At 34.8% G+C, this 22,957-nt stretch carries 22 protein-coding genes; 13 read left to right on the top strand and 9 right to left on the bottom strand.

The features are described from left to right. Positions 1-69 precede the first annotated feature (69 nt). On the top strand, positions 70-1,674 hold the full coding sequence (locus ABJ955_RS04330; RefSeq protein ID WP_347373372.1) for an Ig-like domain-containing protein: 1,605 nt from the start codon (positions 70-72) through the stop codon (positions 1,672-1,674). Here ABJ955_RS04330 and ABJ955_RS04325 read toward each other — a convergent pair. The 5 genes from ABJ955_RS04325 to ahcY form a co-directional block, all read right to left on the bottom strand. Then, a complete protein-coding gene (locus ABJ955_RS04325) occupies positions 1,661-2,437 on the bottom strand; it encodes an amidohydrolase (RefSeq protein WP_347373371.1) in 777 nt (258 codons plus the stop codon). The genes ABJ955_RS04330 and ABJ955_RS04325 overlap by 14 nt on opposite strands. Positions 2,438-2,440: 3 nt before the next feature. After that, positions 2,441-2,908 carry an ankyrin repeat domain-containing protein gene (locus ABJ955_RS04320; protein WP_347373370.1) on the bottom strand — a complete coding sequence of 156 codons (468 nt, stop codon included), beginning with the start codon at positions 2,906-2,908 and terminating at the stop codon, positions 2,441-2,443. 71 nt (positions 2,909-2,979) lie between these two features. Then, positions 2,980-5,259: a catalase/peroxidase HPI gene (katG, locus tag ABJ955_RS04315; protein WP_347373369.1), complete on the bottom strand. Its 2,280-nt coding sequence runs from the start codon at positions 5,257-5,259 to the stop codon at positions 2,980-2,982. A 134-nt stretch (positions 5,260-5,393) separates the two neighbouring features. Beyond that, positions 5,394-6,536: a methionine aminotransferase gene (locus ABJ955_RS04310; protein WP_347373368.1), complete on the bottom strand. Its 1,143-nt coding sequence runs from the start codon at positions 6,534-6,536 to the stop codon at positions 5,394-5,396. Positions 6,537-6,675: 139 nt separating this feature from the next. After that, positions 6,676-7,992: an adenosylhomocysteinase gene (gene ahcY / locus ABJ955_RS04305; protein WP_347373367.1), complete on the bottom strand. Its 1,317-nt coding sequence runs from the start codon at positions 7,990-7,992 to the stop codon at positions 6,676-6,678. A gap of 96 nt (positions 7,993-8,088) precedes the next feature. Here ahcY and ABJ955_RS04300 point away from each other — a divergent pair, with 96 nt between their 5' ends. The 9 genes from ABJ955_RS04300 to ABJ955_RS04260 all read left to right on the top strand — a co-directional run bounded on the left by ABJ955_RS04300 (position 8,089) and on the right by ABJ955_RS04260 (position 14,944). Then, on the top strand, positions 8,089-8,727 hold the full coding sequence (locus ABJ955_RS04300; RefSeq protein ID WP_347373366.1) for a 4'-phosphopantetheinyl transferase superfamily protein: 639 nt from the start codon (positions 8,089-8,091) through the stop codon (positions 8,725-8,727). Then, positions 8,728-9,420: a geranylgeranylglyceryl/heptaprenylglyceryl phosphate synthase gene (locus tag ABJ955_RS04295; protein WP_347373365.1), complete on the top strand. Its 693-nt coding sequence runs from the start codon at positions 8,728-8,730 to the stop codon at positions 9,418-9,420. Positions 9,421-9,495: 75 nt separating this feature from the next. Further along, positions 9,496-9,756 (top strand): thiamine-binding protein, encoded by a 261-nt coding sequence (locus tag ABJ955_RS04290; RefSeq protein ID WP_347373364.1) that lies wholly within the window; start codon positions 9,496-9,498, stop codon positions 9,754-9,756. Beyond that, on the top strand, positions 9,740-10,378 hold the full coding sequence (pnuC, locus tag ABJ955_RS04285) for a nicotinamide riboside transporter PnuC (protein WP_347373363.1): 639 nt from the start codon (positions 9,740-9,742) through the stop codon (positions 10,376-10,378). Before ABJ955_RS04290 ends, pnuC begins: the two co-directional genes overlap by 17 nt. Further along, complete coding sequence (locus ABJ955_RS04280; RefSeq protein ID WP_347373362.1) at positions 10,333-10,908, top strand: ATP-binding protein; 576 nt, start codon at positions 10,333-10,335, stop codon at positions 10,906-10,908. Before pnuC ends, ABJ955_RS04280 begins: the two co-directional genes overlap by 46 nt. 1 nt (position 10,909) lies before the next feature. Next, positions 10,910-12,436 (top strand): DUF4301 family protein, encoded by a 1,527-nt coding sequence (locus ABJ955_RS04275; protein ID WP_347373361.1) that lies wholly within the window; start codon positions 10,910-10,912, stop codon positions 12,434-12,436. Then, a complete protein-coding gene (gene arfB, locus ABJ955_RS04270; RefSeq protein WP_347373360.1) occupies positions 12,433-12,837 on the top strand; it encodes an alternative ribosome rescue aminoacyl-tRNA hydrolase ArfB in 405 nt (134 codons plus the stop codon). The genes ABJ955_RS04275 and arfB overlap by 4 nt, the downstream gene beginning before the upstream one ends. A 217-nt stretch (positions 12,838-13,054) precedes the next feature. After that, positions 13,055-13,438 (top strand): hypothetical protein, encoded by a 384-nt coding sequence (locus ABJ955_RS04265; RefSeq protein WP_347373359.1) that lies wholly within the window; start codon positions 13,055-13,057, stop codon positions 13,436-13,438. Positions 13,439-13,564: 126 nt separating this feature from the next. Beyond that, a complete protein-coding gene (locus ABJ955_RS04260; protein WP_347373358.1) occupies positions 13,565-14,944 on the top strand; it encodes a sigma-54 dependent transcriptional regulator in 1,380 nt (459 codons plus the stop codon). On the opposite strand, the gene ABJ955_RS04255 is transcribed toward ABJ955_RS04260, so the two are convergent. Next, positions 14,941-17,400, bottom strand: coding sequence for an ATP-binding protein (locus tag ABJ955_RS04255; protein ID WP_347373357.1), 2,460 nt, complete (start codon positions 17,398-17,400; stop codon positions 14,941-14,943). The genes ABJ955_RS04260 and ABJ955_RS04255 overlap by 4 nt on opposite strands. A 297-nt stretch (positions 17,401-17,697) precedes the next feature. On the opposite strand from ABJ955_RS04255, the gene ABJ955_RS04250 reads away from it, so the two are divergent. Next, positions 17,698-19,890 (top strand): TonB-dependent receptor, encoded by a 2,193-nt coding sequence (locus tag ABJ955_RS04250; protein ID WP_347373356.1) that lies wholly within the window; start codon positions 17,698-17,700, stop codon positions 19,888-19,890. 5 nt (positions 19,891-19,895) lie between these two features. Here ABJ955_RS04250 and ABJ955_RS04245 read toward each other — a convergent pair whose 3' ends face one another. Then, positions 19,896-20,333, bottom strand: coding sequence for a hypothetical protein (locus ABJ955_RS04245; RefSeq protein WP_347373355.1), 438 nt, complete (start codon positions 20,331-20,333; stop codon positions 19,896-19,898). Between the two features lie 188 nt (positions 20,334-20,521). On the opposite strand from ABJ955_RS04245, the gene greA reads away from it, so the two are divergent. Together greA and ABJ955_RS04235 are read left to right on the top strand one after the other, a co-directional pair. Next, positions 20,522-20,998 carry a transcription elongation factor GreA gene (gene greA / locus ABJ955_RS04240; protein ID WP_347373354.1) on the top strand — a complete coding sequence of 159 codons (477 nt, stop codon included), beginning with the start codon at positions 20,522-20,524 and terminating at the stop codon, positions 20,996-20,998. Between the two features lie 2 nt (positions 20,999-21,000). Further along, entirely contained in the window at positions 21,001-21,396 is a 396-nt protein-coding gene (locus ABJ955_RS04235; protein WP_347373353.1) for an HIT family protein, read from the top strand. Here ABJ955_RS04235 and ABJ955_RS04230 read toward each other — a convergent pair whose 3' ends face one another. Together ABJ955_RS04230 and ABJ955_RS04225 are read right to left on the bottom strand one after the other, a co-directional pair. Next, entirely contained in the window at positions 21,397-21,744 is a 348-nt protein-coding gene (locus tag ABJ955_RS04230; RefSeq protein ID WP_347373352.1) for a hypothetical protein, read from the bottom strand. Next, positions 21,741-22,886: a HAMP domain-containing sensor histidine kinase gene (locus ABJ955_RS04225; protein ID WP_347373351.1), complete on the bottom strand. Its 1,146-nt coding sequence runs from the start codon at positions 22,884-22,886 to the stop codon at positions 21,741-21,743. The genes ABJ955_RS04230 and ABJ955_RS04225 overlap by 4 nt, the downstream gene beginning before the upstream one ends. Positions 22,887-22,957 lie beyond the last annotated feature (71 nt).

The following is a 22,957-nucleotide window of genomic DNA, read 5'->3' as shown; positions in this document are numbered from 1 at the left end:
TTCTAAATAGTATTTGGTTATTGTTTATTTTTGAAAACTCAAACACGAGTAATTTTTTAAAATCAATCCGTGAAGCACCGCTTACTTTATATACCCATTGCATTTTTGTTTATGCTCTCCTTTGTGGATTGTGCAAAAAAAGGAACCCCTTCTGGTGGACCAAGTGATACCATTCCGCCAATAATTTTAAAAAGTACTCCCGAAAATTACACTACAAATTTTACGGAAACTGAAATTGAAATTCGCTTTGATGAATATATTAAGCTAAAAGATATAAATACAGAGCTTATAATTTCACCCCCAATGAAATATGCTCCGGTAATTACACCTCTTAGTACTTCCAAAAGTTTAAAAATAAAAATACTCGATACCTTAAAGCCCAATACCACATATTCCTTCAACTTTGGGAAAAGTATCGTAGACAATAATGAAGGGAATGAGTTTGAATATTTTAAATATATTTTTGCTACTGGCAGCTATATTGATAGTCTAAAAATTTCTGGAAAAGTAAAAGACGCGCAACTTATAGCCCCCGAAATTCCAACGACGGTAATGCTTTATGAAGCAAATGAAACATTTGCCGATTCGCTTATATATACTGAAAAACCTACTTATATAACTGTAACGAAAGATAGCACAGGGGTTTTTGAGTTAAGTAATCTTAAAGAAGGTAAATATTTGCTTTTAGCCTTGAAAGAAACAAATAGCAATTACACTTTTCAACCGCAAACTGATAAAATAGGTTTTGTAAAAGAATTAATTTCAATACCTACTGATTCTACTTTTTCACTAACTCTTTTTAAAGAAACACCCGATTATAAACTTGCAAGACCGAGCCATATGGGGAGCAATCATATTGTGTTTGGGTATACTGGTGTTGCTGACAGCCTTGATATTTCGGTGCTTTCAGAGGTTTCAGAAGATTATACTTCAACAATTTTTAAAGACGAAGTAAAAGATACACTTCACTATTGGTTTAAACCTGTAATTGAAACCGATTCACTTGTTTTTAAAGTTGCAAACAAAAATAGTATCGATACAACCAGGGTACGTATTCGCGAGTTTTACCAAGATTCATTAAATATTTCGGCTTTAAAATCAGGAACTATTAAGCTAAAAGACACTTTTAAACTAAGAGCAAATATTCCTTTGGTTTCTCTTGATGCTGAAAAATTCCAGGTGATGCGAAAAGATTCTTCATTTATTCAGCCAGCTGTAAAACTAAATAAAGAATATAACTGGGCTGAAGTGTTTTTTCCGAAAGAAGAAGATCAACGATATACTATAAAATTATTGCCTGGAGCAGTTACAGATTTTTTTGACAGTACAAACGACACACTTCAATTTAATGTAAACACTCGTGTTGTCTCAGATTATGGAACATTGAGCCTCACTATAAAAAATGTAGTTCAATATCCTATTATTGTACAAATTCTGGACAATAAGTATAGGATTGTGGGGGAAGAATACCTGTCTGAAGCTAAAAATGTGTTTTTTGATGCACTTTCGCCAAATAAATATTTCTTACGAATTATTTATGATGATAACCAAAATCATAAATGGGATTCAGGAAGTTTCTTAAACCGTTTGCAGCCTGAAAAAATTATTTATTATCCTACTCAGATAGAAGTTCGTGCCAATTGGAGTTTGAATGAAACTTTTATTTTAAAGTAAATTCGTCTCGGTCATTCAAAAATTGAAGCTGCTTTCGGTTGTTTTGAATATGTTCTTTGTCTAAAGAAATAGTTTCAATAAATTCCCCAGTATGTGAGTTGGAAATCTGTTTTCCTAAAACATCATACAGGGCAGAATGACCGTTATATTCATGATTATTCTCGTCAAAACCTGTTCTGTTTACGCCAACGCAATATGCCATGTTTTCTATTGCACGAGCACGAAGCAAGGTGTTCCAAGCTAAAATACGTGCTTTTGGCCAGTTGGCAACATAGATTAAAACATCATAATTGTCTGTATTTCTTGCCCAAACGGGAAAACGAAGGTCATAACAAATTAACGGGCAAATTTTCCAACCTTTATAATCAACGATTAAACGTTTTTTTCCTGCGGAATATGTTTCGTTTTCCTTCGCTAAGGTAAAAGTGTGTTTTTTGTCATATTTTTTATAACTACCATCGGGAAAAACGAAAAATAAACGATTGTAAAAAATATTGTTTTCAGAAATAATAACACTGCCGGTAATAGCTGTATTGTGCTTTTTTGCTTCAGAAATCATCCATTGCAATGTTTCACCATCATTCGGTTCTGCGAGCTTTTCGGCATGCATAGAAAAACCCGTAGTAAACATTTCAGGAAGCACAAACAAGTCTGTTTTTTCTTCACTATTTTGAATTTTCTTAGAAAACATAGTTCGATTTGCAACTGCGTTTTCCCAGTGTAATTCACTTTGAACTATTGTTATTTTAAGATTTTTTTCCAAAAATTAATTTTCAAGCAATTCAATTATTTCGCGTATTCCCTGCATTTTAGCATGATCGGCTGCAGTAAAATCACGATCGTCTTTTAGGGTTTTATCAGCTCCGTTTTCTAAAAGCATTTGTGCAATTTCTTTTTTACCAAATGTAGCGGCGAAAATAAGCGGTGATGCGCCATTAAAGTTTGTGATGTTTGGATTTGCACCTTTTTGTAATAAAAGCTTTGCGAGTGTATCATAACCTTTAAAACACACCCCCATCAATGCTGTATTTCCAGAAGCATCTTGTGCGTCTATATTTTGTGGGTATCTCAAAATAACTTCTGAAATATCAAAAAGACCATAATAAGTAGCCAAAAGTAGCGGCGTGGAACCCCGAGTATCCTTCTGAGACACTAACTTTGGATTGCGTTTCAAAATTTTTTCTACTTCCGAAGTTTCCTTTAGGCGTATGGCATTAAAAAGACTTTCTTTCATAAGGTATAAAAGTAAAAAAACAGAGTCACATAATTTTGCAACTCTGTTTAAATTGTAGTTAAAAAATTAAATTATTTTAAGTCAAAACGATCCAGATTCATCACCTTATTCCAAGCTGCCACAAAATCATTTACAAATTTTTCTTGAGAATCTTGAGAAGCATAAACTTCTGAAATTGCTCTTAACTCTGCGTTAGAACCAAAAATAAGATCCACTCGGGTACCTGTCCATTTAAAAGTATTTGTTGCGCGATGGCGGCCTTCAAAGATTCTATCGTCATTAGAAATAGCTTTCCAAGTTGTTCCTAAATCTAAAACATTCACAAAGAAATCAGTAGTCAATGCCTCTGGATTTTCTGTAAAAACTCCGTGGTCTGAACCATCGAAATTAGTTTTCAAAACGCGCATTCCACCTACAAGAACCGTCATTTCAGGAACAGTTAGCGTTAATAACTGTGCTTTGTCAACCAATAATTCTTCAAAAGAAGCGTGTTGATTTGGTTTTAAATAATTTCTAAACCCATCAGCAACAGGCTCTAAGTGAGCAAATGATGCTATATCGGTCTGTTCTTGTGAAGCATCCCCTCTCCCTGGAGTAAAAGGAACTGTTAGATCTTGGCCAGCATTTTTTGCAGCTTTTTCAATTGCAGCGCATCCACCAAGAACGATTAAATCTGCCAGAGAGGCATTCTTTTCACTGTCTTGGTTATTGAAATCTTTTTGGATTTCTTCAAGGGTGTTTATAACTTTAGCTAATGCTGAAGGCTTGTTTACTTCCCAATTTTTCTGGGGTTCTAAACGGATTCTTGCGCCATTTGCACCGCCACGCATATCAGAACCGCGGTAGGTTGAAGCAGCAGCCCAAGCGGTAGAAACTAATTGTGAAATAGTTAAATGAGAGGCAAGGATTGTTTTTTTCAATGAGGCAATATCATTCTCATTTATTAAAGTATAATTAACTTCCGGAATAGGGTCTTGCCAAAGCAATTCTTCTTTTGGCACTTCTGGGCCTAAATATCGTGAAATTGGTCCCATATCTCGATGTGTTAATTTATACCATGCGCGGGCAAACGCATTTTCAAATTCTGCTGGGTTTTCACGGAAGTTTAATGATATTTTTTTATAAATCGGATCCATTTTGAGTGCCATATCTGCCGTAGACATCATTAAATCCTGTGTTTTTGAAGCATCATGTGCCATCGGAGCTTTATGTGCCTTGGAAGCTTCCGTAGGTTTCCATTGGTGTGCTCCAGCTGGGCTTTTTGTTAGTTCCCAATCATAATCGAATAATACTCTAAAATAATCGTGATCCCATTTATTAGGAACAGGAGTCCAAGCGCCTTCAATACCACTTGTAATAGTATCATCACCAAACCCAGATTTGTAGCTGTTTATCCAGCCTTTCCCCAAATGTTCAATTGCAGCGCCTTCTGGCTCTGCACCCACATATTTTTCAGGATCTGCAGCTCCATGGGCTTTCCCAAACGTATGCCCGCCAGCGATTAAGGCTACTGTTTCATAATCGTCCATTGCCATACGTCCAAACGTTTCTCTAATATCGTGTGCAGATCCTAATGGGTCTGGCACACCGTTTGGGCCTTCAGGGTTTACATAAATTAACCCCATATGTGCTGCGCCCAAAGGTTTTTCTAATTTTCCCTCCTCTTTATAGCGTTCATCATTTCCCAGCCATTGCGTTTCTGAACCCCAATAAATATCTTGTTCTGGTTCCCAAAAGTCTTCACGCCCACCTGCAAATCCAAAAGTTTTGAATCCCATAGATTCTAGAGCACAGTTTCCAGCTAGAATCATTAAATCTGCCCAAGAAATTTTCTTGCCATATTTTTGTTTGATGGGCCATAATAATAAACGTGCCTTGTCAAGGTTACCATTATCTGGCCAGCTATTTAGGGGCGCAAAACGTTGATTTCCGGTATTTCCACCACCGCGTCCATCAGTCACACGGTACGTTCCTGCGCTATGCCAAGCCATTCTAATAAATAATCCTCCGTAATGTCCATAATCTGCTGGCCACCAATCTTGCGAATCTGTCATTAAGGCTACAAGATCTTTTTTCAAAGACGCATAATCTAAGGTTTTAAATTCTTTTTGATAATTAAAGTTGGGGTCCATTGGGTCAGACTTTTTACTTTGTTGGCGTAGTACGTTCAACCTTAATTTATTGGGCCACCAATCACTATTAGTGGTTCCGCCGCCTGCAACGTGATTTTGAGTTCCTCCAAAATAGGGGCATTCTCCTGCGCTAGCAGCAGCATTTATTTCCCAAACATCGCTTGGATTTCCACTAGGATTTCCACTTTTATGATAATTTTTGTCTTTGTTATTTTCCATTACTTTTTGATTTTAAGAGGTATGCATACGAAAATACAGCTTTTAATTTCTCTTTCAGGTAATTAACAATTGTATGTTTTAATATTTTAATCAATAAAATTTATGCTTATGTGGTTTTTAATAGTTTTTAGAAATTACAATTGTTTCAAAATAGTAGCTGCTTCCAATAAGGTTGTATCATTTTTTGCAAAGCATACACGAATTTGTTTGAAATCTGTTTTGCCTATATTAAAAACGGAAGTTGGAATGGTGGCAACCTTAAGATCCTTAGTAAGTCTTTCCGCAAAAGCAATATCACTTTCATCTGAAATTTCAGAAAAATCTAACAATTGAAAGTAGGTTCCTTTTGAAGGGATAATTTTAAAATTGGAACCTTTCATTAATTGAAGAAAGAAATCTCTTTTCTGCTGATAAAAATGTGAAAGCTTTAAATAGTGTTCCGGATTTTTTAGATAAGTGGATAATGCTTTTTGAATAGGATGATTCACGCAAAAAACGACATATTGATGTACTTTTTGAAATTCTTTCATCAATTTTTCTGGAGCAGCACAATATCCCATTTTCCATCCAGTATTATGAAATGTTTTTCCGAAGGAAGCTATAATAAAACTTCGTCCAGCTAAAGCCTCAAATTTTGAGGCACTTTGGTGGGTATTTTTATCAAAAATAATATGTTCATAAACTTCATCACTTAAAACCAACAAATCATTTTTCTCTGCCAAATCCTGTATTTGGAGCATATCTTCCTTAGAGAAAAGCATCCCAGTTGGGTTGTGCGGACTGTTAATGAGTATCATTTTTGTTTGTGAAGAAATTTTAGCTGCAACTTCCTGCCAATCTATTTTATAAAGAGGAGGTTTTAGTTGTACGGGAATTATTTTTCCGCCAAATAATTCGACGGTAGGGGAATAACAATCATAGGCAGGGGTAAAGATTATCACTTCGTCACCTTTGCTTATTATTGTTGCAATTATCGTGAAAATTGCCTGTGTTGCACCCGCGGTGATTGTAATTTCGGTTTCTGGATTGTAAAAGTGATTATGGAGTGTTTCAATTTTTTTTGAAATTTCCATCCGCAGTCCAATAGCGCCTGGCATGGGGGCATATTGATTAAAACCGTCTTTCATCGCTTGCTCTACCAAAACATTTAAAGCAGGATCGCTAGGAAAATTTGGAAATCCTTGCGAAAGGTTTATAGCGTTGTATTCTGCAGCCATTTTACTCATTACGGAGAAAATGGATTGTGGGATGTTTGGGAGTTTTGTGCTTTTACTCATTTTATTAAAACAGTGATAATATTTGTTTGGTAAAAGGTAAGTATTTTCAACAAAAAAACCCTCACGATCCCGATAGGTATCGGGAGCAAGGGTTTCAAGTTTAAAAAATCGCAGACTTAAAATCTACAATCGTTAATCACTAGTATCTGTAATATTCAGGTTTGAAAGGTCCTTCTACGGCAACGCCAATATATTCTGCTTGATCTGGGCGAAGCTCTGTAAGTTCTACTCCAATTTTCTCAAGGTGAAGTTTGGCTACTTTTTCATCCAAATGTTTTGGAAGCATATACACTTCATTTTCATAATTTTCACCGTTCTTCCAAAGTTCAATTTGCGCTAATGTTTGGTTGGTAAAGCTATTACTCATTACAAAACTTGGGTGGCCAGTAGCACAACCAAGGTTTACCAAACGACCTTCAGCAAGAAGAATAATGTCTTTCCCGTTTATAGTGTATTTGTCAACCTGAGGTTTAATCTCCACATGCGTTTTTCCGTGGTTTGTTTTTAACCAAGCAACGGCAATTTCGTTGTCAAAATGCCCAATATTACAAACGATGGTTTTGTCTTTCATCGCTTCAAAATGCTCTCCACGTACAATATCTTTATTTCCTGTGGTAGTAATTACGATGTCTGCATTGCCAATAACTGTTTCTAATTTTTTTACTTCAAAACCGTCCATTGCGGCTTGTAGTGCACAAATTGGGTCGATTTCAGTAACGGTAACAATACTTCCAGCACCTTTAAAAGAAGCGGCAGTTCCTTTACCAACATCCCCATAACCACAAACCACAACGCGTTTTCCAGCTAGCATAATATCAGTAGCACGGCGAATTGCATCTACAGCACTTTCACGGCATCCGTATTTATTATCGAATTTACTTTTGGTAACGCTATCGTTAATATTGATAGCTGGCATTGGTAAGCTTCCTTTTTTTACACGCTCATAAAGACGGTGAACACCCGTAGTTGTTTCTTCAGAAATACCTTTCACAGCAGCGGCAAGCTCTGGATATTTGTCTAAAACCATATTGGTAAGGTCGCCTCCATCATCAAGAATCATGTTTAAGGGTTTACGTTCTTCACCAAAGAAAAGTGTTTGCTCAATACACCAGTCAAATTCTTCTTCAGTCATTCCTTTCCAAGCATATACTGGAATTCCAGCAGCAGCAATTGCCGCAGCAGCATGGTCTTGAGTTGAAAAGATATTGCACGAACTCCAAGTAACTTCTGCTCCCAAAGCCTTTAAAGTCTCAATAAGAACTGCGGTTTGAATCGTCATATGAAGACATCCAGCAATTCGCGCACCTTTTAAAGGTTGTTCTGCTCCATATTCCTCACGAAGCGACATAAGTCCTGGCATTTCTGCTTCGGCAAGCTCAATTTCTTTTCTTCCCCAATCTGCCAGGGCAATATCTTTTACTTTAAACGCCGTGTAAGGCACAGTTTTCGTTGACATATTTGTTATATTTATACCCGCTAAGGCAGGCATGTATTAAAAATTTATTTTTCTAGTTTTAAGTCTGCAAAAATACGAAATATCCTTTGAAAGTCTATGGCACTTTACAAAACTATAACAGTTAACGAACACACTAAAGTCTTCATTTGGAAGATTGAAGAATCTTTTGAATTTCTTTCAGAAGGTATAAATCTTACCCTAAACTGTGCAAACAGGGTAGATTCTATGAAAAGCGATTTACATCGGCGTGGATTTATGAGTATTCGGCATTTGTTGGCTTTGGAAGGTTATACCGATTTTGATTTGTATTATGACGAAAATGGGAAGCCACATTTAAAAGATGAAAAGCATATTTCGATAACCCATTCTTTTAATTATTCAGCAATAATTATTAGCGATACCGAAGTAGGAATTGATATAGAAATGCAGCGAAATAAAATTCTTCGAATTGCACATAAATTTACGCCTATTGAAGAATACAGAACCATTGCAAATGAAGATGCAATGATGCGCAAACTTACCATAGTTTGGTGCGCTAAGGAATCACTTTATAAATGTTTTGCCGAAAAAGGAGTGAGTTTTTTAGAAAATATTTATGTGGAAGAGTTTATGCTTGATGATTCTAGAACTACTGCTGCTGTTACTTTTGATAACAAACACGAAAAATACGATGTGGATTTCTTAGAGTTTGATGGCTTTACTTGTGCATATGCTCTTATTTCTGAAAAGCAGTAAATGGAAGGAATTTATTACAACTCCATTTTAAAAGCTGTTACTAAAAAAGAAAGACAACTTGCTATTCTAATTGACCCAGACAAGTTTTCTTCTTCTGAAACGACATTTTTTTTAAAGAAAACCCCTAAAGAAACCACACATCTTTTTGTAGGAGGAAGTACCGTTGCAAATGGTGTGACTGCACAAACGGTAAGCGCATTAAAAGCTGCAACAAATCTTCCTGTTTTTTTGTTTCCGGGAGATTATTCACAAATTACGACACTTGCAGATGCGCTGTTATTTTTAAGTTTGCTTTCTGGAAAAAATCCTGAATATTTGATAGGGCAGCAGCTTAAATCAATTTCGAAATTAAAAAATTCTGCATTGGAAATAATTCCGACAGGCTATATTTTAATTGATGGCGGAAATGTTTCAGCAGTTTCAAAGGTTACCAATACCGAACCACTTTCACAGCAAAATATAGAACAGATTGTACATACGGCACTTGCGGGACAATTTATGGGCGCTAAATTAATTTATTTGGAAGCAGGTAGCGGTGCTAAATTTCCCGTAAATCCTCAAATTATTTCCGAAGTAAATAAGGCAATCAACATTCCATTAATTGTAGGTGGCGGGATAAAAACAGAAGAGCAAAAAGAGACAGCATACAGCGCGGGGGCGACCATGGTTGTAATGGGAACGGCATATGAATGAAATTCGAAACCTGCCAGCTGCCATTGCTGCCGGAATACTTTTATAATTGTAACTTTGAATGAAAATTTAATGAAAATGAATATCTCAGTAGAACTGACCCTTAGCCCATTGCAAGACGATTTTGAACCTGCAATTATCAATTTTATAAAAAACCTACGTAATTCTGGCCTTACAGTGTTGGAAAATCCTTTAAGCACACAAGTTTATGGCGAGTATGATGCGGTTATGAATTTACTTCAAAAAGAAATGAAAATTGCTTTAGAAGCTGTTGAGAGAGGCTTGCTTTATATAAAAATTGTAAAATCTGATAGAAGCGATTATGAGCCACATTTTTGATTGGTTTTTTGCACAATACAATGCCGTTCCAACATTTATTATAGTTCTTGAGCTTCTTGGAATAGGATTCGGCATATTGAGTGCTTGGTTTTCTAAACAAAACAATATTCTGATCTATCCAACAGGAATTTTGAGCACGGCTATTTTCGTGTACATCCTTGCTTATTATGAACTTTTAGGCGATTTGGTTATAAATGCCTATTATTTTTCAATGAGTATTTATGGATGGTATGTTTGGACGCGAAAGGTTGATGCAGACCATTATACACCGATAACCACAACGAATTCAAAAGAAAAGAAAATAGCACTTTCTATATTTATTGCCACCTTAGTTTTTATATATATAATCTACGAAGTTTTCGATAAATGGACGAGTTGGACCGCATATGTTGACACACTAACTACTGCTATATTTTTTGTAGCAATGTGGCTTTTAGCTCGAAAAAAACTAGAAAACTGGATATTTTTGCTACTCGGGAATGTAATTTCAATCCCGCTGTATTTTTACAAAGGATTGATTTTTACATCCTTTCAATTTATATTATTTGTTATTATTTCAATTTACGGATACCGCGCGTGGAAGAAAAACATAAACAAACCCGAAACCAGCTTGATACATTAATCAAAGTAGTGCTTTACGGCCCAGAATCTACTGGAAAAACGACCTTGGCTAAACATTTGGCGGCACATTACAAAACACTTTGGGTGCCCGAGTTTATGCGCGAATACCTTCAAGAAAAGTGGGATTTTAAAAAAAAATTAGTTGAAAAGGAGGATTTAATTCCTATTGCAAAAGGACAATTAAAATTTGAAAATAAAACCGCACAAGAGGTTGATAACTTGCTAATTTGCGATACAAATTTGCTGGAGTTGAAAGTGTATTCTGAATATTATTACAACGGGTTTTGCCCTCCTGAAATAAAAAACGAAGCAACCAAACACAATTATAGCATCTACCTTTTAACCTATATTGATACCCCATGGGAAGCAGACGATTTGCGTGACAGACCAAATAATCGCGAAGAGATGTTTTATATTTTTGAAAATGAATTAATTAAAAATGAATTTCCGTATCAAATTTTAATAGGAAACGAAAAAGAAAGATTTGAAAAAGCAGTCAAAATTATTGACACATTGCTGAAGAAAAAATAATATGCTCACTGAAAAAAACCTTCACCAAATAAAGAATCACGGACTTACGGCAGCAACAGTAACCCATCAACTTACTATTTTTAAAAAAGGAATTCCCTTCACCAATATAGTTGAACCCGCTGGAGTTGGAAGTGGAATTGAAAAATTCTCAGAGAAAGAACAACAGCATTATGCTTCTTTGTTTGAAAAGGAAAAAGAGAAGCTTGAAATAGTAAAATTTGTTCCAGCTTCTGGAGCTGCAACACGAATGTTTAAATTTTTACATCAATTTTTAGAGAATTTTAATCCAGAAACTGATGCAATAGCTGTTTTTCTAGAAAAAGAAGAAAACAAAAATTTAAATACATTTTTTAGTTCAATTGAAAAATTTGCCTTTTCAGACTTGATAATTAAACAATTAGAAACTAAATACCCCGATTATCAAGAACTCTCGCTGGAAAAGAAATACTATTATTTTGTTCAAGAAATGCTGGAAGAATCTGGTTTAAATTATAGCAATACGCCAAAAGGACTTGTTCCATTTCATAAATATGGAGCGAATTATATAACCGCTTTTGGAGAGCAATTATATGAAGCGGCTTTTTATGCTACCTCAAAAGCGCGTGCAAATTTGCACTTTACGGTTTCTGCGAAACACGAAGAAAAATTTAAAAAGCGATTTGACGAAATAAAGCATTCTGTTGAAAATAAAACAGGAGTGAAGTATAATATTTCCTACTCTTTTCAGAAAAAAGAAACAGATACTATTGCCGCAACCCCTGAAAACAAAGCTTTTATTGATGAAAATGGAAATTTGATTTTTCGTCCTTCTGGTCATGGCGCCTTATTAGAAAATTTGAATGATGTAAATGCGGATGTTATTTTTATAAAAAATATAGACAACGTGGTTTCAGAAAAATATATTGAAACCGTTGCTTTTCAGAAAAAAGTACTTGCAGGAAAATTACTTTCATTACAGCAGAAAACCTTTAATTTTGTAGAAAAACTCTCTTTAGAAAATGCTTCAGAAAATCTATTACAAGAAGCAGCAGATTTTATTTCTAAAGAATTAAAATTAAAAAATACTCCTAGTAATAAAGAAGCAATTCTAAAAATATTGGAACGTCCAACACGTATTTGTGGCGTGGTTGAAAATACGGGAGCTCCTGGTGGCGGTCCTTTTTTGATTAAAAATAAAAATGGAAACCAATCGTATCAAATTGTTGAAATGTCTCAAATTGATATAAAAAACCCTGCTCAAAAAAGTTTGGTTGAAAAGGCTACGCATTTTAATCCTGTAGATTTGGTGTGTGGGGTCCGTAATTATAAGGGTGAAAAATTTAATCTTTTGGAGTTTTCCGATCCTGACTCAGGATTTATTTCAGAAAAATCATTTCAAGGGAAAACAATAAAAGCTCTGGAAATGCCTGGACTTTGGAATGGAGCTATGGCTAATTGGAATACTGTTTTTGTGGAAGTACCACTTTGTACCTTTAATCCTGTAAAAACGGTGAATGATTTGTTGAATGATGTACACCAGCCAAAATGAATACCGCTATTTTAATTTCTGAACTAACCTTTAAAGCCATCCGCAGTAGTGGGCCTGGCGGGCAGCACGTTAATAAAACGGCTTCAAAAGTTGAGGTTGCTTTTCATTTAGAATCTTCAGATGCACTTTCAGAAAATGAAAAAGAAAGACTACTCCATAAACTTTCTAATAAAATTTCTTCCGAAGGAATTCTAGTCCTACAATGTGGCGAAACTCGAAGCCAGCACCGCAATAAAACAATTGTTATAGAGCGATTGATTGCTTTACTGCATCAAAATCTAAAAGTGGTAAAACCACGCAAAAAAACAAAACCTTCAAAAGGCGCTATCGAAAGACGTTTAAAATCAAAAAAAGAGCACGCTTTTAAAAAATCCAATCGGAAACCCCCAAAAATTGAGTAGCTTTTATACAGTTAGTGTGTATTTTTTACACACTTGTCCTACATTTTACACACTTTTCTATTTAGTTTAAAAAACTTTAAAATTTTAAAATCCTGTTTTTTAGCGTTTTAACTGATTGTTATACTGCTTAAGTTCTATGGCATTACTTTTTCTATATACAGAGCAACAAACAAACTTAGAAACGAATAAATATTTTTTAAAAACAAAAACAAACATTATGAAAAAGTTAATTTTAAGTACAGCAATCGTATTAGGAGGTTTAACCGCAGCAACAGCGCAAACAGAGAAGAACCCAACAGCAATGAATGAGCAAAAGCAAACAGCTGTTGAAGCACAAGTTGAAAGCAATTTGGACGCTGCTCAAGATGCTGCTATAATTGCTGAACCTGTTCAAGATTATAAAGAAGTAAACACTTCTGAAGTACCACAAGCTGTTAAAGACGCAGTAGCTAAAGATTTTAACGGTGCAACCATCTCTAAAGCTTATGTGAATGCCAATGGGGAATATAAAATCGAACTTACAACAGCTGGTAAAAAAGCTGCAACTGCATACGCAAATGCAAGTGGTGAGTGGATTAAAAATGAAACAAAGAAGCAGTAAGCTGTAGGTATTTTTAGATTCAATACTTCTGAAAAAGGTGTCCATATTTTGGACACCTTTTTTTTATGATAATTTTAAAGTTTGCCCACTTATTTCCTTACTATTTTTACGTTCATATAAAACGGAATGGTGCAGAAAATACATATAGTTGAAGATGACGTAGCCTTTGGTAAAATGCTTACGTCTTTTTTAGAACGACAAGGATTTCTGGTTACGGTTTCCCTTACAGGTGAAAATGCTAGAAAGACTATCAGTCAAAATACATTTGAATTTTTAATAACAGATTTAAAACTACCGGATGATTCAGGTTTAGATCTGTTAGAGTATACTTACAAAACCTCGCCGAATACTAAAGTGATTTTAATGACTGGTTACGCTGAAGTAGATACTGCTGTTAAAGCTATTAAAAAAGGCGCATTAGATTATATTTCGAAGCCTTTTCGTCCAGAAGAATTACTTATGATTATTGAAGAAAATACGCATAAAACAGAAACTTCTGAGAAAAAATTTTCACATAATGCTGCTTTAAATCCGATACAAACAAAACAAAGCCCCTCAGCGAATGTCAATAACGAGAAACCACATTTTGTAGTTGGAATTAGTGAGTCTTCTAAAAAGTTTAATGACTATATTAAACTCGTTGGCCCTACAACTATGTGTGTGCTAATTCAGGGTGAAAGTGGAACTGGAAAAGAGGTTGCTGCAAAAGCTATTCATAATTATAGTGACAGAAAAGATAAAAATTTTGTTGCAGTAGATTGTGGGGCAATTCCGAAAGAGATTGCGGCCAGTGAATTTTTTGGCCATAGTAAAGGAAGTTTTACAGGAGCTGTAAATGATAAGAAAGGGCATTTTGAAGCAGCTGATGGCGGCACACTTTTTTTAGATGAAGTTGGAAACCTTTCCTATGAAAATCAAATTCAATTATTGCGTGCCTTGCAGGAGCGAAGAATAAAACCAGTGGGAAGCAATACTGAAATTGATGTAGATGTACGCATCCTTTCAGCAACAAATGAAGACTTGTTAAAGGCTGTTGCTGAAGGTAAATTTCGCGAAGATTTATACCACCGTTTAAACGAGTTTTCTATCCATATTCCTTCGCTTCAGGAACGAAAAGAAGATTTTTTTCTGTTTATTGAATATTTTTTAAACGAAGCAAATACCGCTTTAGGGAAAGAGGTAATGGGGCTGTCTAAAGAAGTTGAGGAAGCTTTTAAAAATTATAACTGGCCTGGTAATTTACGGGAGTTAAAAAACGTAATTAAACGTTCTGTTTTATTAACCAATGCAACCATGATCCCTTTAGAAGTGATTCCTAGAGAGGTGCTTTTTGCGAAGAAGGAAGAAAAGCAAATGGTAGATTTTTCAAAAGAAAGTAATGAAAAACGACTTATTTTAAATGCCTTAAAACAAGCAGATTTTAACAAGACTAAAGCTGCGAAATTGCTTAATATTACTCGGAAAACACTTTATAATAAACTTGAACAGTACCAAATAGAGCTTTAATATTTTCTAACTTCAAGTGCTTTTTGTAAAGCGCTAACATTCATAGATAGCTTTTCAAAATCCATCTTCATGCTAACAACATCTGTGTTTTGTGATGAGTAATGTTCCATTTTTTCTAAAATAGGAATTACTTCTTTTGCTTTTAATTGACGAAACATAGTTAGCATTCGATGAGTTATTTCTTGGATTTCTTGAATGTTTTTTTCTGAAATGTATTTTTTTATGTGTTGTAAATCCTTTTCAGACTGACTGCTAAATATTTCAAGAACTTCTTCGAGCGCCTGCGGGGTGTTTAAAAAAGAAATTAAAAGAGAAAGGTCATATTTTTCTGTTTGCACCGAACTTTTTCGACTTTTTTCACTCCAATTTTGTGCTGCTGAGGAATTTATTTTAGCAGAAAATAGTTTTTCTAAAACGCTGAGAAGCTCTTTTTTTGAAAAAGGTTTAGACAGCATTTCAGCAAATCCTTTTTCATAATAAAAGTCACTATTGTGCTCTCTGCTTCCAGTCATTGCTATAATAGGTTGATCGTTATAGAAAGTAACTTCTCCATTTTTTAATTTTTTCAAGACAGTGAAACCATCAGTATTTGGCATTTGTATGTCGGTTAATAAAAAATCAAAATCGTCAATTACTTTGGAATTGGCGAAATTGTAAAAACTGCTAAAAGTATTTGAAGAAATATTCAGTTGCTCAAAAAATTCAGTTAAAAGGGAGCGCATTGCAGCATCATCATCAATAATAACTGCTTTTAAACTGGGTAAAGTTTGAGCTTTTTCAGATGTGTTTTTAGATAAAATCCGTGTGGTTTTTTTCATTGGAAGCACAAGTATAAAGGCGCTTCCTTTATTAAGTTCGCTTTCAACTTGAAGTGTTCCGCCAAGCAGATTGGTGAGTTTTTTAGAAATCGCTAATCCTAAGCCGCTCCCCCCAAATTTAGCAGCTGTGTCTGTTTCAGCTTGTGTAAACTCATTGAAGATAAGTTCTTGCTTTTCTTGTGAAATACCAATTCCTGTATCAATTACAGCGATTTTTAATTTTGAAAGTGTGTCAAGCTTTTCAATTTCTTCCACTTTTATTTCAATCGTTCCAGCTTCTGTAAATTTAAATGCATTCCCAACTAAATTGTTTAGTATTTGCCGAATGCGTAATGGATCACTTTCAAAAAAGGCTCCTTTTAATTCGTCTGGAAATGAAATTTTTAAAGAAATTGGCTTTTGAAGGTAGAGCTGTTTAACGGCATTTGCCGCATCGGCTATTATGTTTTCTAGTGAAAAAGGGATGCTTTCAATAGGTAATTTGCCCGCTTCAAGTTTTGAATAATCCAATAAATCATCAACCAAATGTGAAATAAAATGAGAGCTAGATGTAATTTGTGATAAATAATATTTTTGTTTTGCAGATAAATTTGAATTTTCAAATAATTCAGAATAACCGCTAATGGTATTTAAGGGTGTTTTTAAATCGTGGCTTACTGTTGAAATTAATTGTTCACGGCTTTTAAGTAAGGATTCGGCATAGTTTTTTGATTCTTCTAGATTTTTTTTAAAGCGTTCCGCCTTAAAAAAATCTGATAATATAAAGTAAGAAAATAGCAGCACTACAATCCCTCCCAGAATGCCTGCAAATTTTAAAATTTCACTAGTTCGTGAAATAGTGGCTGCCCGTTGTTTTTTTTCAAGGTTATTATTTTTTGCAATTTCACGGTCAAAGCTGGCAATTATTTCCCGCAGACGTTCCGAGATATTAAGATCATTTTTAATTAACTCATTTTCTTTTTGCATTAAAGATTCTCGAATTCTTGAGTTTTCTTTTTTTGCTTCGGCAACAATATAGCGTGAAGCAGTAAGCATGGAATCGACAGTTTTAGATTTTACAGTAGATGTGTCTCGTAACGAACTGCTATTGAGATATTCGGCATAGGCTTGCCAAATTTTTCGATCTCGATTGCTAAGATTTGATGGGTTTTTTACCATTGATTCAACCGAGTTTAAACCAATAGAAGCTTCTAGTTTTCGCACTTCACGCATAATATCATCCAAGGAAGTGTCTTTTTTATTGGTCAATCGAAGAATCCGTAATTGCTCAATATTTCGATTTTTTTCTGCAACTAATTTTTTTACACTATCCAATTGTTTTACCTGAAAAGTATTGGTACTAAGTAATTTTATTTCTTCAATTTTACTAAAAAGAGAATCGGTTTTAGACATATACTTTTCAAAATCAGCATCACTTTCAGTTAAAAGTGCGAGCCTAGAAAAACCATCGGTTTCGTACACTAAATTGATAAGCATTCCGGTTTCAATAAATTTTTTTTCACCTTGCTTTTCATTTGCTTCGGTATTGTATTTTTTAAATTCAGAATACAAAAAAGCACCAACAAGAAAAGCTAAGGCTACCAGAATGAGGTAGCTGAGAATTATCTTTAAGGTAAACTTATTTTTGGATGTTGCCATGTTTCAAATGTAAAGAGTAATAAAAAAGCGAAGTATTAAGGATATGATAAAAATTTAGCTTGAATAAATAAAATGAATTGTATCTTTGCCGGACATCTCAAAGGGGTGCTGGAATAATTTTTAATTATGAAAGCTGAGATTATACCCAAAGAACCTGGGCGGGTAATGCTGCCAAGGGATACTAAATAGGAACCCCCTGTAATAATGCGCGACGCACTATTATCAGGGATTTTTTTTATAACCATTTAACTAACAAGAATAACGCCCCTTTTATTCGTAAAATTTAAAATATTACGAATGAAAAAGTTATTGATTTCCGCAGTATTTACTGCACTGTTTCTTTCTGTTTCTGCGCAGGAAACACTCCCAGAAAAGATTCAAGATTCCACCAAAGCAGAAACCTTGGACGAAGTTTTGGTACATGCCGTCCGCGTGAATGCCGATTCTCCAATTACACACTCAAATCTAGACAAGGAAGAGCTAGAAAAACGAAATCTTGGGCAAGATATTCCGTATATGCTCAATTATTTGCCATCGGTGGTTACCACAAGTGATGCGGGTGCTGGTGTGGGTTACACAGCGATGAGGGTTCGCGGAAGTGATGCCTCTAGGGTGAATGTTACACTTAATGGTATTCCGTATAATGACTCTGAAAGTCAAGGGTCCTTTTGGGTTAATTTACCCGATTTCACCTCCTCTGTGCAAAGCCTGCAATTACAACGTGGGGTTGGTACTTCTACAAATGGTTCTGGTGCTTTTGGGGCGAGTTTAAACTTGTTGAGTGATGCCGTTTCAAATGAAAGTTATGGCGAAATTGCAAACTCCTTCGGAAGTTATAATACACACAAACATAATGTAAAGTTCAGCACTGGCTTGCTTTCCAATCATTTTGAATTAGCAGGAAGGGTGTCTACTATTCAGTCTGATGGATATATTGACAGAGCCAGTTCAGACTTAAAATCCTATTTTTTGCAAGGAGCTTATGTAAATAGAAATACCTTGATTAAAGCGCTTGCTTTTGGGGGTCATGAAATAACATATCAGTCATGGAATGGCTTGGAAGATCCCGAAAAACTTAAAAATGACCGTACCTATAATACTGTGGGAGAGTACACGGATGAAAACGGGAATACACAGTTTTATGATAATGAAGTAGATGATTATGCGCAAGATCATTATCAATTGCTATGGAATCAGCGCTTTAATACCTCTTGGAGTACCAATCTTTCTTTTAATTATACAAAAGGGCGTGGGTATTTTGAACAATATAAAGAAGATGAGGATTTTGAAACCTATGGTTTTGATCCAATAGAAATGGGTGGAGACATAATAAATACAACAGATTTGATTCGTCGTAGATGGTTAGATAACGATTTTTATGCTGCAAATGCGAACGTAAATTATAAAAACAATACAATTGATTTTACCGGTGGCGCTTTTTACAGTTATTACACTGGCGACCATTATGGTGAAGTAATCTGGGCACGTTATGCAAGTAATTCAGAAATTAGAGATCGTTATTATGAAGGAAATGGAACAAAAAGTGAATTTACCGTTTTTTCAAAAGCAACGTATAGAGTGAATGAAAAATGGAGCTTTTTTGGAGATTTACAAGCTAGGTTTTTAAATTATAAAACTTCTGGAATTACTTCAGATTTGGAAGCAATGAATGTTGATGAAAGCTACTCTTTCTTTAATCCAAAAGCGGGATTAACTTATAAATTGAACCCTGCAAATCAATTTTATTTTTCATATGGAAAAGCACATCGTGAACCTTCTCGAAACGATTATGAACAAGGCATAATTACGCCAGAAAAATTAGATGATTTTGAACTTGGTTGGCGTTTTGCTTCAGAAAAAGCGAAAGTTAATACCAATGTTTTCTATATGAATTATACAGATCAGTTAGTGCTTTCTGGCGAATTAAACGATGTAGGAGCTGCCTTGCGAACCAGTACGGGAAAAAGTTATAGGTTAGGGGTAGAGGTAGATGCCGAAATACAGCTATTAAAAAACTTGAGAGCGCTTCCTAACATTGCTTTAAGCACTAATAAAAATGTAGATTTTGTTACATCACGTGATGGGGAATTGGTGAATTTAGGGAACACAAATACTTCGTTTTCACCTTCCGTAGTTGCTGGAAATATGCTAGAGTATTCACCGATAAAGAAATTACAGCTAGGTTTTCTTTCAAAATTTGTAGGAGAGCAGTATATGGGTAATATTGATAGTGAAGCTTCGAAACTGGAAAGTTACTTTATCAACGACCTAAATATTGCCTATACAGTTGATGGTCTTCCGTGGATAAAGGAAGTTGTTTTTTCGGCTTTGGTGAACAATATTTTTAATGTGGAATATATCTCTAACGGCTATTTTTACACCTACGATGATGATTTTAGCAACCCAGGAACTGTTACTACAGTTGAAGGAGCTGGATATTATCCGCAGGCAACAATTAACTTCTTAGTTGGAGCTACAGTAAAATTTTAAAATTATTAGTTGCTAATTAAAATACTATTGCCACTCCGTACGGCACGGTATTGCTGCATTGGGTATTTAGCATCCGGTTCGGTAGTATGCCTTCCTAAATTGACGATATTGTATTCATTATCGTCATCTTGGCAAGTGCAAGTGGCAATTGGACCATCCACTTCCATGCGCGAACAATCGCTTGGAATGTGGTTTGGGTCTGTAAGATCGAAAGCAAAATACTGTGTTTCACTAACGCAAAAAACAACAATACCTTTTATACCTTGACTGGTAGTAATTGAACTACCAGGAAACTTTAAGGCATTGTATTCAGGGAGGTTTAAATTTAAATTTAAACTGACTAGTGGATCTGTTAAAAATGGATTGCGTTCTTGTTTGTCATCATTTTTTGAACAAGAAAGTGTAAGCATACTAATTAGAAGAAGGAACGTTATTTTTTTCATGGAAACTATTAAATTTTAAGACCGAAATTACAACAAATAATAGAACAAGTAAATTTTTAGTATATTTGTTGAAAACAATCCCGTCATCGCATGGGATTTTTTCAGTTTATTAAAGTTAGTCCCGTCTATAGTCGGGATTTTATTATATTAAAGAATATGTATGTTCTGCATACACAAACGACGAAGTTATGAGTAAAGTATCTTATTACACTGCTGAGGGATTAAAAAAATTGCGAGAAGAGGTAGATTACCTACGTGACGTAGAGCGACCTAAAGCTTCTAATGCAATTGCTGAAGCCCGCGATAAAGGAGATTTAAGTGAAAATGCTGAATATGATGCCGCGAAAGAAGCTCAAGGAATGCTAGAAATGCGAATTTCAAAACTTGAAGAAGTTCTTGCAAACGCCCGTTTAATAGACGAATCTCAACTAGATTTGAGTAAGGTTTTAGTGCATTCTACCGTAAAGATTAAAAATCAAACCAACGGCATGGAAATGACTTATAAACTAGTTGCTCAGAGTGAAGCTGATTTGAAAACAGGGAAAATCTCTGTCGATTCCCCTATTGGTCATGGATTGTTAGGAAAAAAAGTTGGACAAGTGGCTGAAATAAATGTGCCAAATGGGGTTCTTAAATTTGAAATCCTAGAAATATCAAGAGATTAATTATGGCTTCTATTTTCACACAAATAATTGAAGGAGAAATACCGTGTTATAAAATTGCTGAAGATGATAATTTCATCGCCTTTTTGGATATAAACCCAAATGCAAAGGGGCATACACTCTGTGTTCCAAAGCAGGAAATAGACAAGGTTTTTGATATGGGAGAGCATATGTATTTACAATTAATGCAGTTTTCACGAAAAGTTGCTCGCACACTCGAAAAAACCGTTCCCTGTAAACGTGTTGGAATGGCGGTTGTTGGCCTAGAAGTGCCACATGTACACGTTCACCTTATTCCTTTAAATGAAATGGATGATATGCGCTTTACTAAAAAGGTAAAAATGTCTTCAGAAGAATTTGAAGCTTTAGCAGAATTGATTTCTGAAAAATTGAAATCTTAATTAGAGATTAGAGATTAAAATATAGGCAATTGCAGCAACCACAATAAGTGCTGTGATAATTAAAATATAAAATAGCGGTTTTACCTTTAAATAGTGTTTATTGGTTTCCGCTATTTTTTTGTTGTACGCATATACACGTTCAATATCTTCCGTCCAATTTACGGGGTAAATTATATTTTTACACGTATGGCAATACAGTTTTTTATCTATCTGTTTTGCTGGTTTTTTAAAAAAAAGGGTTTCTGTTTTTTCTTGAACAAACGTAAACTCTAACCCATCTGTTCCAAAACAAGTAGGGCAATTGTTGTTTAAACGGGCAGTATGAAGTGTTAGCAGCTTTTTTTTCATATTGAATTTTCAGTCTTTAAGGCAATTTCCATTGTAGTGCCTTGGTTGGGAATGCTTTTTAAAACACGAATTTTCCCATTATGATATTCCTCAATAATACGCTTTGCTAATGAAAGCCCCAAGCCCCAACCTCTTTTTTTTGTGGTATGGCCAGGCGTAAATATTTTCCGAAATTCACTTTTTGTAAGTCCTTTTCCAGTATCGGTAACGTGTACCAATGCAAATTTTGAATTTTTTTCAATTGCAATATGTATTGCCCCTTTTCCCTTCATGGCATCGATGCCATTTTTTACTAAATTTTCGAGTGTCCAGCTAAAAAGTTGTGGATTCATTTGAACGTAAATCGGGTCTTCAGGAATATGGAGTTGAAATTCAATAAGCTTCGAACTGCGTTTTTTTAAATAATGAAAAGTAGCTTTTGTTTCCGAAACTAAATCACAACGTTCCAATTTTGGAATAGAACCAATTTTTGAAAAACGATCGGTTATGGTTTCCAAACGGGTAATATCTTTCTCCATTTCCAAAATATATTCTGGATTCACATTTTCCGTTTTCAAAATTTCTGCCCACCCCACTAAGGAAGATAAGGGCGTACCAATTTGATGCGCTGTTTCCTTAGCCATTCCTGCCCAAAGGCGGTTTTGTTCGGAAGATTTTGAAGTTTTATAAAAAAGATATACAGCTAAAATGAAAAGAAAAATTATTAAAATTAAAAATGCAGGATAGTACTTTAGTTTGTTAATTAAGGGGGAGTTCCCATAATATATTGTTGACAATAATTCATCTTCGGTTCTAATTTCAATAGGGGTGTATTCTGATGAAAATTGTGCTATCAGCTTCTGGTTTTTTTCGATAGAATTTATATCTAAAGAGTCAATATTTCGATGGGTATAGACTTTTTCTTTTTCAGTATAGAGAATCATTGGCGTACTAGTATTGCTCTGTATAACTGTTAAAATCATTTCGCCAACCGTCGAATTTTGAAGCAAATCATTATATGCAGCTGCCCAAATCTCCATTTTAGTACGCTCATTTTCCTTTAATTGGTTAAAGAAAATATACGTATTCCACAAAATCAGACTTATAATAAGTAGGGAGGCTATAATAAAACCCCAACGAGACAGCGTTTTGTTACTCAACATAAAGATTTTTTTTCCTGTTTAAATATAAAGCAAATATGTTGATATTATTGTACAATCAAGTTTTTACAAGC

The organism is Aequorivita sp. Q41 (assembly GCF_039831855.1).
In the GTDB taxonomy this organism is placed as follows: domain Bacteria; phylum Bacteroidota; class Bacteroidia; order Flavobacteriales; family Flavobacteriaceae; genus Aequorivita.
This window is presented reverse-complemented; position numbering and strand designations above follow the sequence as displayed.

Excerpts from the sequence above, each read along its gene's own strand:
- ABJ955_RS04320 (WP_347373370.1), bottom strand. The coding sequence starts at position 2,908 with ATGAAAGAAAGTCTTTTTAATGCCATACGCCTAAAGGAAACTTCGGAA.
- katG (WP_347373369.1), bottom strand. The coding sequence starts at position 5,259 with ATGGAAAATAACAAAGACAAAAATTATCATAAAAGTGGAAATCCTAGT.
- ABJ955_RS04310 (WP_347373368.1), bottom strand. The coding sequence starts at position 6,536 with ATGAGTAAAAGCACAAAACTCCCAAACATCCCACAATCCATTTTCTCC.
- ahcY (WP_347373367.1), bottom strand. The coding sequence starts at position 7,992 with ATGTCAACGAAAACTGTGCCTTACACGGCGTTTAAAGTAAAAGATATT.
- ABJ955_RS04300 (WP_347373366.1), top strand. The coding sequence starts at position 8,089 with ATGGCACTTTACAAAACTATAACAGTTAACGAACACACTAAAGTCTTC.
- ABJ955_RS04295 (WP_347373365.1), top strand. The coding sequence starts at position 8,728 with ATGGAAGGAATTTATTACAACTCCATTTTAAAAGCTGTTACTAAAAAA.
- ABJ955_RS04290 (WP_347373364.1), top strand. The coding sequence starts at position 9,496 with ATGAATATCTCAGTAGAACTGACCCTTAGCCCATTGCAAGACGATTTT.
- pnuC (WP_347373363.1), top strand. The coding sequence starts at position 9,740 with ATGAGCCACATTTTTGATTGGTTTTTTGCACAATACAATGCCGTTCCA.
- ABJ955_RS04275 (WP_347373361.1), top strand. The coding sequence starts at position 10,910 with ATGCTCACTGAAAAAAACCTTCACCAAATAAAGAATCACGGACTTACG.
- arfB (WP_347373360.1), top strand. The coding sequence starts at position 12,433 with ATGAATACCGCTATTTTAATTTCTGAACTAACCTTTAAAGCCATCCGC.
- ABJ955_RS04265 (WP_347373359.1), top strand. The coding sequence starts at position 13,055 with ATGAAAAAGTTAATTTTAAGTACAGCAATCGTATTAGGAGGTTTAACC.
- ABJ955_RS04260 (WP_347373358.1), top strand. The coding sequence starts at position 13,565 with ATGGTGCAGAAAATACATATAGTTGAAGATGACGTAGCCTTTGGTAAA.
- ABJ955_RS04255 (WP_347373357.1), bottom strand. The coding sequence starts at position 17,400 with ATGGCAACATCCAAAAATAAGTTTACCTTAAAGATAATTCTCAGCTAC.
- ABJ955_RS04250 (WP_347373356.1), top strand. The coding sequence starts at position 17,698 with ATGAAAAAGTTATTGATTTCCGCAGTATTTACTGCACTGTTTCTTTCT.
- ABJ955_RS04245 (WP_347373355.1), bottom strand. The coding sequence starts at position 20,333 with ATGAAAAAAATAACGTTCCTTCTTCTAATTAGTATGCTTACACTTTCT.
- greA (WP_347373354.1), top strand. The coding sequence starts at position 20,522 with ATGAGTAAAGTATCTTATTACACTGCTGAGGGATTAAAAAAATTGCGA.
- ABJ955_RS04235 (WP_347373353.1), top strand. The coding sequence starts at position 21,001 with ATGGCTTCTATTTTCACACAAATAATTGAAGGAGAAATACCGTGTTAT.
- ABJ955_RS04230 (WP_347373352.1), bottom strand. The coding sequence starts at position 21,744 with ATGAAAAAAAAGCTGCTAACACTTCATACTGCCCGTTTAAACAACAAT.
- ABJ955_RS04225 (WP_347373351.1), bottom strand. The coding sequence starts at position 22,886 with ATGTTGAGTAACAAAACGCTGTCTCGTTGGGGTTTTATTATAGCCTCC.